This window comes from Paenibacillus sp. FSL H7-0690 (assembly GCF_037980415.1).
GTDB classification, from domain to species: domain Bacteria; phylum Bacillota; class Bacilli; order Paenibacillales; family Paenibacillaceae; genus Paenibacillus_AQ; species Paenibacillus_AQ odorifer.
Genome location: NZ_CP150281.1, coordinates 2,230,971 through 2,248,327, shown reverse-complemented (window position 1 = coordinate 2,248,327; position 17,357 = coordinate 2,230,971). Strand labels below are relative to the sequence as shown.

The following is a 17,357-nucleotide window of genomic DNA, read 5'->3' as shown; positions in this document are numbered from 1 at the left end:
AAACCGGTTTCGAATAATGGATAAAACAAAACGTTATCCCATAAACAGCTATAACAGCCAGAGTCAGGTTAACGCCTCGCTTCATTTGATGTGTACGTCTTTTCTAAACGCAATATGCCAACATTTCGATTAAAGGGACCATTTTCCATAGTTCTGCATGCTTAATGTCCAGGTTTTCTCTGCGTCTTTTACCGTCGCCATACTCTCTGAGAGCGTCCATGCGATACCAACATACTGGTCCTCTTGATCGTCAAGGAATGATTTCCAATGTTGTCCCCCGTCTATCGTTATATATAACAATGTATGTTCATTTTCAGCGGGCCGAGTAATTAAGATTCCTTGATCCTTCGTAAGAAAGAGGGGAGGATAAGCATAGATTTGCGAGTTTACTAACTCATCCGGCACTGTGACTGTCTGTTCACTCCAGGTAACTCCACCATCCATTGTTTTATATAAACCAACCTTTCCCTGCCATGGAGCATTCGTTGTAATCCAGCCTTCTTTTTCGTTAACAAAAGTAAGTCCCGATTTCACCCCGCTAGGAAGAGTACTTCCTGCTTGTAAGCTATCCCCAATCTCCTTCCAAGTCTCTCCCCCATCACTAGTTGTATAAAGCTCCATATCTTCACGTGACATTCCTTGAAAAGGATAGACTGTTTTCCAACCTATATTTTTGTTGAGGAACACAGTATCTTCTCTGCGGTTATCTGAAGGATCAGGAGAAGGAGAAGTTTCCTGATTAGAAGTTGGATGAGGGATTGGAGTGGAATTGGAACAACCAGATGCTATCACTGCAGCAATTAGTAGTATTGAAACTAGATATTTCATCTTGTTACCACGCCTTCGTTTATTTTTCTAAAAAAGTATAGTGGTGCTGTACATATAGCTTGGTCCGCAAACGTATTCCGTAAATGAAATTTTATCCTAAACTATCTGAAAAGTATTGACAGTTTCTTTATATAATCCAGCAACACCAAGGCCTATCGGACCGAGGAGACGTTATTGGTTCATTTTCAAGAGAATTCTTCTGTTAACGGACTGAGATGCAACTATTTGGCTAATCCTCCTACTTTTATAGGCAATAAACAGACAATAAGGGCTATACGGTCCGCGAGTTCGGTAAATGGAGCTAAAAAGCAAAGATAAGCGCTATACAGTCCGTAGATGATGTGAACGAAACCTTCAAGCAGCAGGTTATCAGCTTAAAGCTATCAGCTCAAAGTAGATATGAATGAATTCATCAAGCAAGGATCTACTCTTTGAATGTCAAAAGAAAAAGAAACGGCATTTCTGCCGTTTCTTTGGGTTATGGATGGTCAGGGCTCAGAGCCTGTTTTACTCCAATCCATGTTCTTTGCGGATGTTATACATGCCTTGAACAAGCAGTTCGGATGGATCCCGGTTCAATTGCAAATGAGTCAGCAACAGATGAAGCGGGAATGCGCATACGTTATTCCCATCGGTGATCGCTGGAAATCCAGCCTCGAAGACTGGTCCCAATTTCTCGTTCCATGCCAGCCCGACATGCACTTTTTCTGGAGCAAATTCTTGGGTAATTTCCTCAATACAAAGCGGAACTAACACATTGTCAATGATCCCTTTTGCTTCTTCTTCACTTGCTGGTGGTTTTGGAAGTGTTTTGCCTCCCTCAATTTTCATCAGCTCAACGAAGAATGAGGCCATCCATGCTGCCGGATCCTTACCCGACTGGAATCTTGCAATTAACTCGCGCAGAAAAAATCCGCAGGAATATACCTGATCTAATTCAGTTTTCACGTGAAAAACAAAAACAGGGCCGTAGGCTTCCATGTTCAATACTTGTCCTTCAACATCTTTAAAGTGTACTCTCAATGCTACAAGGCCGTTATGGTGAACAGCCTTTAGCAGCTGCGCCATATCCTCTTCAGACATTTCTGTATTATCATTTACTTCCTCATTCTCATTTGTTATTTCATTTTCATTAGTCGTCTCATTGTTCATTTTATAATTCCCTCCCATACCTATCATACCATCTAGCGAATTGAAGGAACACTTTATAATAGAACAATTTCTACCAGATTGCAGAGAAAACAAAAAAACGGCAGCTTTACCGTTTCTCTGTTCGTCTCGCTGGAGCTTAAAAGCTAGGTCATATCCCTTACTTTCTTCACTATTTTTCCAGTTAATTGATTAATATCGCCCTCATTTAACTTATAAGCTGAGGTATCTTTACGTGCAGGTTTGTGATCTGCTGATATCAGATCTGCGATATGCTGCTCGATGAATACAACAGGGTCTGCTCCAGTTCTTTTTCTAAGCTCCCCTGGCACCTTCGGATTTGGACCGTCAGCTCCACCATTGATTGAAAGGTAACCATACTTTTGCGGATTTTTCTTCAAGTACTCTAAATAGGCACGGAGCGGTGTGGCCACTTTCCCCATCCAAACCGGTCCAAAAAATAGGATAATATCATATTTTCCTATTTGCTCAGGCTTCGGTTGAACCAACGGTATCCTGTCAAAAATCATATCAAAGGTAATCCTACCGAGTGTTCGGGGTTTAGCTTCCGAGATTCGTATATATTCAGCCGACAACGCTTTCGCCACACTCCTTGCTAATGCTTCATTATTACCTGTGAATGAATACGAAATGACTGCAATGTTCATATAAATTCTCCTTAAAATGAATTATTTCGTCTCCGCCTGCAGTAGGGCATTTTCGAGTGCCTTAAGATGTGTTTTAGAGGTAAGCGTTGCCCCGCTGATAACGTCCACCTGAAGAGACTGCGATTCAATCACATGACCAAACAAATCACCAATGCTTAGCCCACCCTTCAGTTCAGCAGGGTTCCCTGTTTTGTCCAAGGCACCTTTGAGTATTTTGATATCTGACAGCCGTCCAGCAGATATTGTGGCCTTCACCTTGGTATCTCTGGAATGATCTTTGATGCCAATGTATTCCCCCACATAGCTGCCCTCCCGCAGTTTCTGTATATCTATGGCGTTGATAGTAAGCTGCTGAACTTCATGCCTTCCCGGAGCAGATAAGAGAATACCACCTATCCAACCTATGACTGTAATCCCGCATAGAATGCTGAGAACAATAATCCATTCATTGAATTTTCGCTTTTTTCCTCTTCTCTTACTCACCTGCTTGCCTCCTTCCTTTTGATTTAAACTTTGAATGAATATTTAATAATTCATTCATTTCACTAAAAAAAAACTGCACCATAAGTGTATTAGGGGCAGTCTGTCAAACCCTTCATAATTAGTTCCAGCATATTGTCCAAAAGTTGTGGAAAATACTCCAGCCCGATTTCTTCCTTGTGGGTTTCCACATTAATCATTGCGCCGAAGATCATCATAATCATTTTACTATCCATATCGCTGCGCATTTTACCATCGGCTTGCCACTGCTTAATGATTTCATGGAAGCTATCATACAAGAAGTCGTTTACCTGAATGTTGGTTTCTTCCCGGTACAACTGTTCGATTTTTGCGAAAACACTTTTGTTATACCATTCCTTAAGAATGGGGTTGGCTATCATACCTTCCAAATTAAGCACCATCATCTGCCGTATTAGTGCTAATGGGCTTTGGCTCATATCCAGCGATTGCATACAGCTTTTTTTGAGCTTTTCGTTTTCCTCTAAAAAAATATCCATAAAAAGCTTTTCCTTAGAGGGATAATAGTTGTAAAAACTTCCTACAGCTATTCCAGCCATTGTGGTAATGCCAGAAACATTCGTGTCTTTAAAGCCTTTATTGCTAAATAGCTCTTTCGCACATTCGTATATCTTTGTTTTTTTGTCTTCCACTTTTCGTCTCTCCGTGAATGAATAATTATTTTTTCATTCATATCATAGTGTTAACAGCAGAATATGTCAATGCAAAAATATATCACCAAAAGCATCAATATCCTTAACCGAACCAATGCCGCTGTTATATTCCACCCAGCCCTTGCGCCCCTCACCATCATTGTCATTGACCAATAACGAAAATTTCAGCTTCATTCCTGGCTTCACCTGTACATCGTCGGATTTCAGTTCACGCCAGGGAATGGCTAGTTCATAGCTGGTTTTTGAATCTTTACGTTCCACCGCATACTGTAATTCTATAGCATCACCCAAATTAACCCCCTTGGGTGCCAACCAGCACCATTTGAGTAATTCGCCCGTATCTCCGCGAGCCACACCGAGTTCATGGTACTCAGAAGGCACCGTTCCATCCCCGTTGGCAATGCCAATTCCAATCTGGATGCTGTCCCCACTCCAGATGGCATCTCCTGATGCTGACTGTGCATGATAATCATCGATAACTTCTACCCCAAGGTAAAGATTGTCGGCATCCCATGCTAAGGAACCCTTGGCGCTGAGATCCTGCTCTCCTTGCCAGCCCATGATTTTGACATCCTTCACATCAAAGGGAGCTTGATTCCCCCAGTCCGACAAGTTGCCATCGATTTGGACAGGCGGACTGAGTTTCGGCAACAGAAGCACGTTAAAAGAATCAACTGTCGATTGCAATAAGGTACCTATATCATTAAAAACTTTAAGCGACCGCTGGCCTCTTGCCAGCTCAGGAATCTCAAGACGAACGCTCTTACCCGGCTCCAGATTTTCCACAGTCGAAGCATAAGTGCCTCGGGTAGATCGTCCCGTCTCATAATCAGCTTCCACTGAACCGCTGAAATTGCTTGTAGACTGATTAGTAACATCCATGTAGGTTTTTATCTCCTTAGTAGACTCCTCATAAAAAGTCTCGTAATACACTGCCAGCGGATCGATTACGTTGATATTCATAGTGAAGCTTGATGCCACTGTAGGATCTGCACCCCGAGAGACGAACAGCGAATCGTTTCCGCGCACCAAGCTTTCCGGAACCTGTATCCGCAGCGAACCTTCGTCTTCTCCACTAAGCAGCCATCCCTCTGGCAAATCGATATTAACCGGCTCCTTCGATGCGCTGCGATAAGCTTCAGGCAGCTTAATATCAAAAGCAGAACCAGAAGCAACCGTGATCCCCGAATTTTCCGGAAGACTCGCAAGGTCCGAACTGTTCATGACATTCCACAGAAAATGTGCTGTCGTCTCCATAATTTCATCGATGTATTTTTCATTTTTATAATCATGTCCGACTCCCTCCATCGTGAGCAGATTATGATAAATACCTTTCTCTTTCAATTGAGCGGCTAGGTCAACACTTTGCTGGTACGGCACCATTTTATCTATCGTTCCATGAATAATTAGGACAGGCGGCAGCTTGCTGTCAGCACTTCTTGTCAGTTCACCACCATAAATATCTATAATGGAAAATACAGACTTAACTAGGGAGGGATCTATTGCTAAGGATAGATTCACAAAGTTCATGGCCAGATGACCTCCTGCTGAATCTCCGCCAATAACTATACGTTCCTTGTTCAATCCATAAGTCTCCGCATGCTGATTAATCCATTTGATCACATCATTTATATCCTCATTAGCATCATTAAGTGTGCGAGTAAAATTGAAAAACGGATCTTTTTTTAGCCTATAATCAATAGTGAGAACAGCATACCCCCGTTTCGCCAGGCCTTCGGAAAAATCTGCTGCATCAGACTTATCCCCTCCGGTATAACCTCCGCCATGAATAAAAATAAATACTGGCCTCTGCTTGGTTTCATCTCCAATGGGCTGGTACAAATCGAGCTTCAGCGGTACTTCAGCATCCGTCTCGTTTTTCTTGCTTGCATACAAAATATCGTGTTTCACTGTAACTTTATATGCGGGATCCAAGTACTGCACCGGAGTTTCTCTGTTATTTACAGTAACGTTAGCCATTGTTGTGTTAGTATCAACAGTACTCGTAGGCAGCACTTCCTGCACTTGCTTCTCAGAGGCGCTTTTATTTTCCCGGTGATTCAGCAGCAACCATGAACCTAATACAATAAACAGAATAAGAACAACATAAATAGGCCTTCGCTTCATTAGGACAACCTCCCAGAATGATTTTGAAACCAAAAAAGTAACGTGATGCCAATAACATCATTCTAGAATTCAAGATAGCGTTTAACAATTATGTATTCCTTCGTGAATTAGGTTTAATATTACGTACTTATAATAAAAAAAGAGGACATCCATAGGTTGGAGTGCCCTCTTATTGCGCAAGAATTAGAAAAATTCTGTCTATTCATTCTAATCTTTGCCAAAATGCTTAATTACAACATTATTAAAAATCGCGGTGCCACCTTCAGAAAACAAGGTAATGCCTTGATCATTTATTTCCGGGAAGATTTCATTAGAAAATACAATTTCACCATCATCTATAAAAACTTCAATACTTGTTCTATCCACAAGGATCTTCAGATGCACTTTTTTCTTGTTCACATCAAAGGGGGCCTTGCTTTCAAGATATCTGTCACTCTCATCAGGTTGTCCAGTGAAGGCTCTATTAACATAAGAATATTGTCCTTCAACAAACACTCCTACGTCCACGTGGCACGTCTTATCTGCGGATTCACGAAGTCTTAAGCCTACATTGGTACTCTCTGACCAAGATAGATCTGCATCGAGCTGGTAATTTTCGCCTGTGATATCAAGTGTTGACGAGCCGTTCACTTTTATTTGTTGCAAGGAATCCGTTGAAGTTACCATTTGATCTAATGCTTCGATGGGCTGTGATACTAACTGATACGACTGCTCTTCATCTCGTTTTAATTTTATTTGACGCACGATTGAATCCATTCCGTTAAAACCTTCGTTAAGATTGGGGGTAACATGAGGGTAATCCCAATTATTCATCCAGGCCAAAGCATATCGATGATTGTATTGATCCTTGTCCTTTCCTTCTTCAAAAGTTACAGCACCATACCAATCAAATCCATAATCTAGCCACTGTGGTTCATGATGATCCGCGATAAATTCATTCTCATTAAAATCTCCAGTCCAGTAGGCATACGTGTTAGGTTTACCTATCGACTTACCATTTGCACTGACCCCAAGAACCCATTTATAAGTGCCATCATTCGCCCGCATCATATAGAAGTCAGGACACTCTACAATTCCGATATTTTCTGTTTCGAAGCCGCTTGTGTAGTGCCAATCTTTTAAATTGTCAGACTCGTAAAAGCCCACTTTCGTACCTTCGGCTAGCGTCATCACCCATTTATGAGAATGTTGATCCCATATTACCTTCGGGTCTCTGAAATCTTCTGTGCCCGGATTTGGCAAAATAGGATCATCACTATAAGATTTAAACGTCAGCCCACGATCCGTACTGAACCATAAATATTGTTCTTGCTTCCCCCCCTCTGCAGAGGGCTGTGTTAAAATCGCCACAATAGCCCCTTCGCCAAAACCTGCTGTATTGCTATCGTCAACAACAACAGATCCTGACCAGGGATCACCATTGGGTGTTGTATATTTTGGAATCGCAACGCCTTCATCTGCCCAGCTCACCAAATCCGTTGATGTGGCATGTCTCCATTCTGTACCATTTCCATCCGGGTAATCAGCATTATAGAGATAATAATAATGATATTTACCATCAAAATAAATGGGCTTCTGCGGATCGTTTTTCCAATGCTCAGGTACAGTGAAATGATAGCTAGCCCGAGTGGTAGGTTTATGATCAGGAACGTCGGTCCCCGGCTTCTTCTTCTCTCCAGCGTCATAAGTTACTAATACTATCGTCACAAAACAAATTAAACAAAGGATTAATATAGTGATTCCTATCATTTTTTTCTTATTCAAAATATACCTCGCTTTTTTCACATTGCTAATCTCAGCTTATAAAAAGAAAAGTAAACGCCAACTACATTGGCATTTACTTTGTAAATGATTAATACGGTTTGTTACCTTTAAGCGTCAATTGCCCTTGTTCCAAAATGCTGTTCGGTACAACTGAAGTCTTGGAGCCTTTAATATTCAGCACAAAGCTTGGGGCAAAAGTGGAATGATGATCCCCAAAGTAACCTCTATTCGTCATGTAACTTGTGATGACTACATTATTCCCTTTCGCTTGCGGAATCGCAAAGTGAGCATAAGTCCAGGTAATATCATAAGGATTAAGATCTTGATGGAGGACAAGTCCTGTACCATTTAATGGTTTATACGGTCCGGTTAAAGAATTAGATACGTACCCGAGCATATAGATGTCTTCATCATCAATGCCATCAATGAACATTTTAGAACCTCTTGAGCTTGTGAACAGATACCACTTGCCATTCAATTTAAATATGTTCGCACGTTCAATTTCATCTGTCACGGTGTTGGAGGCAAGTAGCGGCTTCATTTCTTTTTTGAATGTATAATCATTATTTAATTCAATGATACCGAGCGCACCATTCGCAGTTTCCGCAGATGTTTTGTCAGCACTGCTTAGTAATTTCTTTTTCTCCGCTTGGAAGAAGGCATTGCTATTACCATAATAAGCTTTGTTAAAGAGAGATTCTTCACCCTGGTAACCCGTAGTTGTCCCTGTATTTGCTTCAAACACAAGATACTTGTGGCCTTTATCCTCCACATAGTGAGGATCTCTTAAGGTATGATTATCGTCGTAATCGCCTTTGCTAAAACCGGTGATATCAACACTTTGATAAATTTCACCTTGATTACCGTCATAGATGGATTTCATATCTTCTACGCCATCAATCTTAAGGGTATCCCCATCCGGGGCAGAGACATTAATTTGAGCTGTAGTTAAAGTTTGTTTCCCGTAAAATCCGCGATCTGGATCCCAAGGATGACGATTAGTGTAAAACAAGCGAACTTTGCCATCAGATGTCATGGTTGCTGAACCGGACCATTCTTCGGCTTGATTGTTTAAAACATAATCATCAGGAACAAGTTTGTCACTATCCTTAAACACTCTGCCGGCATTCTTCCAGCTGCTGATAGAGTTGTCTCCTTCTTTCTTATAGAACAAATAAATAAATGTGTCTGATCCATTATTAGGGTCGCCCGCCAGACCAAAAACAATTTGATACCCCTTATAACTGGCTACAGTTCCATCTGCATTTTGCAGCGGCCAAGTATCCCAAACATCCATTTCAATTTTGTTTCCATTCTCATCGAACTTAATGGCTGCAGGAATGTTCTCAATCGTTGAAGCATCAAATTTTGGGACTTGGAATTGTTTACTATTTTGTTGTTTGGGTAATTTCAACATGTCAGCGCGAGTGATATGAGAGAAACCATAGTCATTGTACTCCGGCTTGTTCGGCTTGTTATTTCCTTTCGCAAAGGTTTGAGTAGCTCCACCTAACATTAAAGCAGCTGTAAAGGTTAGGATTGTTGTTTGTTTAATCATTTTCTTGAAATTCATCATCTAACTCCTCTTATACTTTAAATTTGGGTTTCGATCTTCCTTTGTGCTGTTCCCCTTTTAAATTCTAATGAAGAGTAGACGTTATGAGTATGTCGTAAATTGATGCATTTACAGGGTTATATTGATTTGGTTTTATTACTTCACATGGGTATCCCACGATTTTTGAAGCTCTTGAAGCAATTGATCCCGATTAATTTGCTCTCCTACATAAGCTTGCATAAGATAGCCAAACTCCTCTCTTACTCTGGGAGGGAATTTAAACCAATTCCAAGATAAAGTTTTCTGTTCATCGACGTATCGCATAAGATCTTTTACAAGCGCTCCCGAACGGTCCGTCTCTATATTTTTAAAAGCTGAAATAAAATGAAAGCGATCCTTCATGAACTTTTTCCCTGTTTCCGAGGAAACCATCCAATTCAAAAACTTTTTGGCTTCCTTCTTCTTTTCTGGCGAAGATTCTTTATTAACAGCCCAATTATTAGATACCCCTACTGGCAACGCATTGTTTTCGGAACCATCATTAATAGGCATGGGTAAAAAACCGATATTCATATTCGGCGATATTTGATCAATTTTAGACTGAACCCAATTCCCTTGTTTAAGAATCGCCGTTCTCCCTGTTGCAAATAACTCAACTTCCGAATTATAATCTGTTGTCAAAAAATTTTCGTTACCATATTGTACGGTCAAATCCAGCATCCGAATGACATCTTTAACTTCCTTATTCTCTCGAAAAGATTGTGTTCCGTTGTTTAACCCTTGAATAAAAGCATCCGGGTCCTCCTGTTGTGCAATAGCAATATTCAACAGGAGGACAAAGAACCAATGATCGGAATACCCAACAGAAAAAGGAGTCACACCTATAGCCTTCAGCTTTTTCGCCGCCTCTTTTAATTCCGTAAACGTTGTTGGGAGAGGAGTAATCCCAGCCTTTGCGAATAAATCCTTATTATAAATAAAACCGTAGCCTTCAAAATTGATCGGCATCCCGTATATTTTCCCGTCCATCTTCATCGGTTCTAGCGCCTCGTCGTAAGCCTGTTCCACCCAAGGTTGATCTGATAAATCCTCAAGATATCTACTCCATGCCTTCGCTTCTTCATAACCGCCATTTGGAAAAATATCCGGACCAACATTGGCCGCAAACCTCGCCTTTAGCTCATCAAGGTAGTTAGCTCCTCCGCCAAAGGTTAGAATTTCCACGTTAATATTCGGGTTTTCCTTTTCATATTCCTTAACCATCTGCTCGAATTCTATAGAAATTTCCACTTTAGGATTCAGTACCTCCAAAGTGACTGTCTTATCCGCTACCTTCAAATCCGCTTCCTTCAGTGGAAGTGTATTCGCACCCCATGAAGAAAGCGTTAGCGTAATCAACCCCACGATAATCATTTGAACCCTTTTTATTTTCATAATTCCCCCAGATGCATTCAACAATGAACTTATGTATTGGCTATCCTGACTTCCGCGTCTATTTCTCTTGCTCCCTGTGAATTACGATATTCAGCAGGCGTCATACCGACGTTTTTTTTGAACAGCTTAGAGAAATAAATCTCATCTTGATACCCTAGCTTTAAGGCAATCGAGTACATCTTTTCATCCGATTCTAGTAACCACTGTTTCGCTTGATTTATTCGTAAATGAATGACGTAATTAGTAAGAGTCATCCCTACTTCTTGCTTAAATCTCCGCGAGATATGTTCTCGGCTCAGAAAAAAACGGGTGGATAATTTGTCCAAACTTAGCTCTTCCATATAATGCTCATCAACAAATGCGACAATATCATTCATACGCCTAACATCATCTAAATCCGCCAAACGATGGATTGCTCTATAATTTTGTTCAGCCATAGACCTTTGTACAGATTGAAAAGATAACGATATCTCTGCGAGCGATTGGATGGAGGGACCACTAACCAAACGAACAGGTATATCAAAATGCTGGGTAATCCATTCCTCTATCGGGAAAAACTGTCCATGAAGGGACAGAATCACACAGACATTAGGATCATTTTGAAGCGTAAATGCATTTCCCCACTCCCGTGTAGCCAGTTCTTCGGTCAAAAGCTGAATGTATGGCTCCGAATAATGAGATTGGTAAAAATACATCATGGTGAAGTCGTATACTTCTGCCTGTGGGAGAGCCGAGGCAATTTCGCCTGCATCAAAAGCTTCACCGTTACAAGCAGCAGTAATCTCCCTGTTTAAGCGAAACATTTTTACCTCTTCATAAAATCCGGACTCCATATTGCGACGTTCTCCCTCTTCTTGTTCCCAGGCTCTCAACGCCCCTTCTAAAGTTTCATTCAGCATTTTCTCTTCAATTGGCTTCATCAAATAATCAAAGCATCCCAGCTTAAACGCTTTACGCATGAAACAATAATCGTCAAACCCTGAAATCATAATCACTTTCCCCGGATAGTCTTTAGCAGCCAACCACTCGATTAACTCCATCCCGCTATTTTTGGGCATTTTGACATCTGTCATTATGATTTCTGGAGATTTCTGCTCAATCAACGCCTTAGCCTCGAGACCATTTCTGGCTTCCAGCACTTCGGTAATCCCGTATTGTTCCCACCGTCCCAAAAAACGGATGATTTTTCTAACATTAGACTCATCATCTACAATAAGAGCTTTCATAAACGTTACTTCTCCTTTAGGTAGAGTGGAATTACTAGCCGTACAGTGAACCCTTGTCCCTGCATCGAATCTAGTTTGATTCCCGCTGTCTGATCGAAATGAAGAACCAAGCGATCATGAATGTTTTTTAACCCGATATGCGCAAAAGAAGGAATGCCTTCGTTAACCGGTGTGTAGAGATTATTTTTTAATGCCTCAAGTTCATCATCCGTCACGCTGTTTCCGTTATTTTCTACGACTAGATTCAAATAATCACCTTGTATTTCACCATAAATATGGATGTAAGCTTGTTCATAGCCCTCGTCATAACAGTGCTTAAAAAAGTTCTCAACGAGCGGCTGCAAGATCATACTAGGAACCGGAATATCAAGAATATCTTTAGGTACATCAATGGAATAGCTAAAATCAGTCTGAAAACGTTCCGCTTGAAGATTCAAATAAGCCTGTACATAATCCACTTCGCTTTGAACCGTCGCCTTCTGATCCACACGAATTGAGTACCGCATCATTTTGGATAAAGAGGTAATCAGTTGATATACTTTTGGAGATTCAGAGAGTAGGGCAACAGCAGCAATGGATTGTAAAGAATTAAATAAAAAGTGCGGATTGATCTGCGACTTTAGCGCCCTATGCTGATTTTTCCTGTTCTCTATCTCAAGCTTATACTCCCGGTCAATGTGACGGTTGATCCGATTCATCATCTCCTTGATGTGTCTTTCTAGAATACCGATTTCGTCCTCCCGCATATCGTCGAATGGGGCATTCATATTCCTCCCCTCGATACGCTGGACTTTTTGACTAAGCAGTTTTATCGGCCGTGTAAATCCATAAGAAATGATTGTTATCATTATCAAGCCCAGTCCACCTACAACCACACCTACAATGATGTTTGTATAGGCAGTTTTCCTTACATCTTCAAATAAAAAAGAGCTCGGGGTTACCTTAGCAAAATGCCACTCTTTTATCGGTTCCTGCAATGTTCTAGTAAACACAATATCTCCTTCTGGAGAATTAGCAGCTGCCTGTGCCGGACTTATTTTCCTTTGCAGTTCATCGGGAACGGTTTTGCCTATCCATGTTTCATCACTTGCGTAAATGACATGATTCTCCGCATCGGAAAGCCATACGCTCTCTTTATTTTTCTGTAGAAAATGATTAGCGATATGAGCAATCTTGTCCAAATCAATATCTATAGTGATGACGCCCAGAAATTCCTGTGTTAGGACATCCACAATTTTGTGATGAACCGTCAAGACCATCGTTTTATCCGAAGGAGGCATAATGGAGGTATCGTTATAGTTCTCAATCGGATGCGGAGCTTCAATAAGATCATTGCTATTAGAGCTCATCAGCTTCTGAATGGAAGCTTGCTGTAATAAATCCGGATTCCTTTTACGGGAACTTAACATGGCATTATAAACTGTAAATGAGCTTTTCCCTTCGTTTATGAATAGACGGACCTGACGAATTTCACTCCTCATGAGATAGAAGTTAGTCATACCCTTATTAATTTCAAGCTGCTTGTAATAAAAATCTTCTTCTAACCCTTCTTCAAACACCCTGAATAAGTCTGGATTTCGGTATAAAATATATGGAAGATTAATGATTTCATCAAAATATTGCTCTAGATCGGCTGACGCCTGCTGAATTTGCTCTTGGCTGTTCTCAAGTTCATGTCGTTCCACATTCTCTTTCGTCTGCCGATAGATCAACAACACGGATAAAAAATACGGTAGAATTATAAACACAAGCAGCAAGAATAATAAGCGCTTATGAATGCTTTTCAAATAAATACTCCTCTGTAAAAATTTCGGTTTTCAGCAAAAAATCTAATATCAGGTTTTATATTTTCACAAATATCCAACACAAAATCAAAATACTTGTTGCTGAGCAACAAGTATTTTTGCCGGATCAATATATGACAAACGCCAATCGTTTATTACCCAAATTATATCCATATGAAACAACCGTAAAGAAATTTCCGCAAATTAATCAGCTATTTGAAAATTGAAATAATTACCTGCACAATGGGTTTCCAAAGATGTGGATATTCTTGCTGAATTAACTTTCTTACCTCCTCCCCCTTGATGTCGTTGAAATTATTATCTTGAGTAATAAAGGTATAAGCACCTTTTACGGTATCCCCTATAGCTATATGCCCGCTTGCATACCCACCCATTGCAATATGGGAAGCGATAGAGAGACCACCCAAGGAGAACATACCTACAGCTAAACCTCCAACAGCAAATATTCCCAATGCTATTCCACCAACGGCCATTGTACCCGCCGCAATGCCCCCAACGGCTAACAAAAGCCCTAGAGCCAGACCTGCAAAACTGATGAGTCCTAGAGCAAGCGCACCTAAACATAATCCGCCCAAAGCAACAATACCAATGGATACCGCACCAATCGCAACATTACCTATGGCAATAACCCCTTTGGCAACGTATAGCCCCCGTCCGATATGGATATGAACCAGAGGAATTCCAAAGCATGTTCTCTTACTTTTGTACTCATAATGAAACAAGGAATTCAGATCTACATATACGGGGCTTGCGACATGCTCTGCTTTGGTATCGCTTGAAGCATCCTTCACCAGATGATCCAAACTTACGTGAAATAATTCACTTAAACTAATCATCTTATCCATTTCGGGATAGGATTGACCTGATTCCCACTTAGACACGGCTTGCCGCGAAACACCAATCACCTCCGCCAAGTTCTCCTGGGACATTCCTCTCTGTTTCCTATAGCTTTGCAATTTATTTGCAAAGTCCATTCGCCATCACCTCATGCTCATCATATTATAACGTTCTGTAATTGACTACCTATCTCCCCTTACATACTGTCAACCACTGGTTGCACAGCTGATTTTGCGGGCTTTTATCCTCATTAAACGTTCTTGATTTCCCATTCTCCCTGTTTCCGGGCAAGATGATAGCGTATAATATACGATATAGAATATTCATCAGAGGAGACTATCAAACCATGAAATTGAGTATGAATTGGATTACGCTTCGGGTCCGCGATCTGGAGGCTTCCCTTCATTTTTATAACCGGATACTGGGGCTACCCATTGAGCGTAGATTTGAGAGCAGTGGAAAACAGATCGTCATGTTAGGTCTGGAGGGGCAACCCAAGATCGAGCTTATTCAGGGAAGTGACCCGGCTTTGAAGCCGGAATGTGGCGTTTCTGTGGGTTTCGAAGTGGAGTCACTTGATGAAGCGATGGAGAGTTTAAAAAGCCAAGGTATCCCAGTAGCGCGCGGACCAATCGCACCCAATCCCCACCTGCGGTTCTTTTATATCCTGGACCCGGACGGGTTTGAGGTGCAGTTAGCGGAGCATAACTAACGTTTATCAAGCGTTATTACCTCAAAAAGAAATAGACCGCCCTAACCAAAGGTAGCGGTCTATTCTGCCGTAAGCCTAACCCCCACTCTTAAAGCAAGGATTTATTCAACAGCTTTAGTTGATCTTTTTTCAGTGAAAAAGTAAACCAAAGCCAATAGCGGCAGGATCACTCCGATGAGTGAGGCGAAGGTCCATCCCCCATAGGCATAAGCCCAACCACCCAAAGATGATCCAACGGCTCCACCCACGAAGAAAATCGCCATAAAGATCCCATTAAGACGTCCCCTCGCTTCACTTCCCAATGAATAAATCACACGCTGTCCGAGTACAAGATTTCCGGATACGGCCATATCCAATGTAATCGCGGAAATAAAGAGCAGGATGAGAGCAAAAGTTGAGTGGCTATGGAAAAGATGAATTAGTAAAAAAGACAAGGTGGCAATGATCATGGCCAGCCCGGTTAACCATTTGCTCCAACCTTTATCTGCCAGTCTTCCAGCAATCGGCGCGGCAACAGCCCCACCAACACCTACTAAAGCAAACCATGCGATACCTTGCTGCGACATTCCAAAATCATCCGCCAACCGCAACGGAACCACCGTCCAAAAGAGACTAAAAGCTCCAAATAAACAAGCTTGATATAAGGCACGTCGGCGCAATATAGGCGTTTGTTTTAAAAGGGTGCCTAAAGAGACAATTAATTTACTATAGCTTACCGAAGGTGCAGGTTTACGTTCAGGAAGAAATCGCGACAGCAGAATGGCTAACAACGTGATGACGACCGCTGAAAAAATAAAAACGGCTTGCCATCCCCAGATGCTGGTGATAAAGCTTGCCACGGGCCGGGCAAACATAATACCAAGTAAAAGTCCACTCATAACATTACCAACCACACGCCCACGCTGCTCTTCAGACGCTAAATAGGTGGCATAAGGCACCAGGATTTGAGCTACCACAGAACCGGTTCCTATAAACAAAGATGCTGTCAGGAACAAAGGCGCATTAGCTGCGAAAGCTGCAACCAGCAATGCACCCACTGCAACCATTAACGTGATTATCGTGAGACGCCGATTCTCAACAATGTCACTCAGAGGCACGATAAATAACAAACCTACAACATAACCGATTTGAGTTAAAGTGACGATCAAGCCTGCGGCTGTAGAAGAAAGTCCTGTCGAGACACTGATAGGTCCGACAAGGGTTTGAGCATAATAAAGATTGGCCACGATAAGCCCGCATGCCGCTGCTAACATAAACATCATCCAACTTGATATGTGGTTCTCTTTCGCCGCTTGTTCTTTTTGCATGTGAATCCTCCTCAGATGATCATAATAATTTAAATACTATACGTTCAGTTCACTAATTAATGTTTAAATAATATACTGAACGTATCGTTTTGTAAATAGGCGATGGTGATTTATTTTTCCGGATTTTTTAGTATACTGAACGTATAGTTTATATTTTGATTGGAGACAGATTAACGAAAGGGTGATTTCAGATGGAGAGTAAACGAGGACGTCCGCGTAATGTTGAGACGGAGAAGTCTATTCTTTCCGCTTCCTATGATTTGTTATTGGAAAATGGTTTTGGAGCAGTTACGGTAGAAAAAATAGCGGATCGTGCCAAGGTCAGCAAAGCTACGATATATAAATGGTGGCCTAACAAGGCTGCCGTGGTGATGGATGGATTCCTATCCTCGGCTGCGGACAGACTGCCCGTACCTGACACAGGTTCAGTATTCGATGATATTCTCATGCATGCAACGAACTTATCCCAGTTCCTGATTAGTCGAGAGGGTAAAATCATTACGGAGATCATTGGCGAAGGACAGATGGATTCAGGCTTGGCGGAAGCTTATCGGACCCGATATTTCCAGCCTCGTCGGCTTGAGGCACGGCTGCTTATGGAACGAGGTGTTCAGCGCGGGGAATTGAAGGATAATCTCGATATTGAAGTTGTTACCGATCTTATTTACGGGCCGATATTCTACCGCTTGCTGGTGACCGGCCAACCCATAGACGATGCTTATGTGCAGCAGTTGGTGAGGTACGCTTTTGAAGGAATACGGTAACTAATGGGA

Annotated in this window: 15 protein-coding genes; 2 read left to right on the top strand and 13 right to left on the bottom strand. The window is 41.6% G+C overall.

From position 1 onward, the window contains the following. Positions 1 to 129: 129 nt before the first annotated feature. From MHI32_RS09720 to MHI32_RS09665, 12 genes are all read right to left on the bottom strand, one after another. Positions 130 to 828 (bottom strand): hypothetical protein, encoded by a 699-nt coding sequence (locus MHI32_RS09720; RefSeq protein ID WP_340012248.1) that lies wholly within the window; start codon positions 826 to 828, stop codon positions 130 to 132. A gap of 507 nt (positions 829 to 1,335) precedes the next feature. Next, positions 1,336 to 1,980: a hypothetical protein gene (locus MHI32_RS09715; RefSeq protein WP_076107537.1), complete on the bottom strand. Its 645-nt coding sequence runs from the start codon at positions 1,978 to 1,980 to the stop codon at positions 1,336 to 1,338. A 143-nt stretch (positions 1,981 to 2,123) separates the two neighbouring features. Next, positions 2,124 to 2,645: a hypothetical protein gene (locus MHI32_RS09710; RefSeq protein ID WP_076184300.1), complete on the bottom strand. Its 522-nt coding sequence runs from the start codon at positions 2,643 to 2,645 to the stop codon at positions 2,124 to 2,126. Positions 2,646 to 2,666: 21 nt separating this feature from the next. Next, positions 2,667 to 3,128: an FMN-binding protein gene (locus tag MHI32_RS09705; protein ID WP_076184299.1), complete on the bottom strand. Its 462-nt coding sequence runs from the start codon at positions 3,126 to 3,128 to the stop codon at positions 2,667 to 2,669. Positions 3,129 to 3,217: 89 nt separating this feature from the next. Then, positions 3,218 to 3,796: a TetR/AcrR family transcriptional regulator gene (locus MHI32_RS09700; RefSeq protein WP_076124944.1), complete on the bottom strand. Its 579-nt coding sequence runs from the start codon at positions 3,794 to 3,796 to the stop codon at positions 3,218 to 3,220. Positions 3,797 to 3,862: 66 nt separating this feature from the next. Continuing rightward, positions 3,863 to 5,944 (bottom strand): prolyl oligopeptidase family serine peptidase, encoded by a 2,082-nt coding sequence (locus MHI32_RS09695; RefSeq protein ID WP_340012247.1) that lies wholly within the window; start codon positions 5,942 to 5,944, stop codon positions 3,863 to 3,865. Between the two features lie 207 nt (positions 5,945 to 6,151). Further along, on the bottom strand, positions 6,152 to 7,693 hold the full coding sequence (locus tag MHI32_RS09690; protein WP_340012710.1) for a glycoside hydrolase family 32 protein: 1,542 nt from the start codon (positions 7,691 to 7,693) through the stop codon (positions 6,152 to 6,154). 103 nt (positions 7,694 to 7,796) lie between these two features. Next, complete coding sequence (locus tag MHI32_RS09685; protein ID WP_076191429.1) at positions 7,797 to 9,281, bottom strand: glycoside hydrolase family 68 protein; 1,485 nt, start codon at positions 9,279 to 9,281, stop codon at positions 7,797 to 7,799. Between the two features lie 138 nt (positions 9,282 to 9,419). Beyond that, positions 9,420 to 10,697, bottom strand: coding sequence for an ABC transporter substrate-binding protein (locus tag MHI32_RS09680; protein ID WP_340012246.1), 1,278 nt, complete (start codon positions 10,695 to 10,697; stop codon positions 9,420 to 9,422). A gap of 29 nt (positions 10,698 to 10,726) precedes the next feature. Beyond that, positions 10,727 to 11,923: a helix-turn-helix domain-containing protein gene (locus MHI32_RS09675; protein WP_340012245.1), complete on the bottom strand. Its 1,197-nt coding sequence runs from the start codon at positions 11,921 to 11,923 to the stop codon at positions 10,727 to 10,729. A 5-nt stretch (positions 11,924 to 11,928) separates the two neighbouring features. Continuing rightward, positions 11,929 to 13,710, bottom strand: a complete 1,782-nt coding sequence (locus tag MHI32_RS09670; protein WP_339190374.1) for a histidine kinase — start codon at positions 13,708 to 13,710, stop codon at positions 11,929 to 11,931. A gap of 209 nt (positions 13,711 to 13,919) precedes the next feature. After that, complete coding sequence (locus MHI32_RS09665) at positions 13,920 to 14,702, bottom strand: helix-turn-helix transcriptional regulator (protein ID WP_339190373.1); 783 nt, start codon at positions 14,700 to 14,702, stop codon at positions 13,920 to 13,922. Positions 14,703 to 14,911: 209 nt separating this feature from the next. On the opposite strand from MHI32_RS09665, the gene MHI32_RS09660 reads away from it, so the two are divergent. Continuing rightward, on the top strand, positions 14,912 to 15,277 hold the full coding sequence (locus MHI32_RS09660) for a VOC family protein (RefSeq protein ID WP_051491055.1): 366 nt from the start codon (positions 14,912 to 14,914) through the stop codon (positions 15,275 to 15,277). Positions 15,278 to 15,378: 101 nt separating this feature from the next. Here the strand turns inward: MHI32_RS09660 and MHI32_RS09655 are convergent, their stop codons facing one another. Beyond that, the gene (locus MHI32_RS09655; protein ID WP_076184292.1) at positions 15,379 to 16,584 is read right to left on the bottom strand and encodes an MFS transporter; all 1,206 of its coding nucleotides are present in this window, start codon (positions 16,582 to 16,584) and stop codon (positions 15,379 to 15,381) included. 191 nt (positions 16,585 to 16,775) lie between these two features. Between MHI32_RS09655 and MHI32_RS09650 the strand changes: the two genes are divergently transcribed. After that, entirely contained in the window at positions 16,776 to 17,348 is a 573-nt protein-coding gene (locus tag MHI32_RS09650) for a TetR/AcrR family transcriptional regulator (RefSeq protein ID WP_339190370.1), read from the top strand. Positions 17,349 to 17,357: the final 9 nt, after the last annotated feature.